We start from the raw sequence: 703 nt of genomic DNA on the forward strand, positions 1-703 counted from the left end.
CATCCGCCCCCGCCACCGATAATCACGACATCGTAATGCGATTTTAGATCCGGCGTTCGTGGAATCTCCTCACGTGCCGGATAGGCTTTGGAAAGACCATATTTTAGCAGCGCGAATACCATTTTGATCCCTCCCTACGGGCGGTCGGAGAAGGGTTGGCTCTGCTCCATTGCTCGCGCAATGTTCAAAACCAACGCTTCGTTGAAGCGAGGACCCACCAGGCGTATGGCGACAGGAAGGCCTTCGCCCACAGCCAACAACGGAGGAGCCGTCGTGCTGCGATCGCTCCTCAACGCGCTCGCCGAAAGGAGCCGCGAAAAACCTCGTCTTAGAAAGGCGCCTGGCATATCACTTGTCCACGTTCGGTCGCGGGATTGAAAACTTCTCGCTGCGCTCGATGGCGTGCGCGGTCCGCAAGACCGTCTTTTCGTCGAAGTAGCGGCCCACGAGCTGCAATGCGATCGGGAGGCCTTCCCTGTGCATCCCGCATGGCATCGTCAGAGCTGGGTGCCCGGTCATGTTGAAGAACGTCGTGTAGCGGGTTATGGCGTTGCCGACCGCCTCGTCGATACCATTCCTTCTTACCCTGACGGTGCCAAGCTTCTGCGCAATCTCCGGCGTTGCCGGAGTAAGGATCAGGTCGACCTCGTCGAAGAGTTTGTTCGTCTCCTGGCGGTAAACTTCGACAAATCGTTTTGTCCTT

Annotated in this window: 1 protein-coding gene; it reads right to left on the reverse strand. The window is 57.6% G+C overall.

Annotated elements, in window-relative coordinates:
• Nucleotides 1–348: 348 nt before the first annotated feature.
• Nucleotides 349–703, reverse strand: a 355-nt coding sequence (locus RCCGE510_RS32720; protein WP_007638017.1) for an amidase family protein, incomplete at its 5' end; no start/stop codon positions are given.

The sequence above is a fragment of the Rhizobium sp. CCGE 510 genome (assembly GCF_000292525.1).
In the GTDB taxonomy this organism is placed as follows: domain Bacteria; phylum Pseudomonadota; class Alphaproteobacteria; order Rhizobiales; family Rhizobiaceae; genus Rhizobium.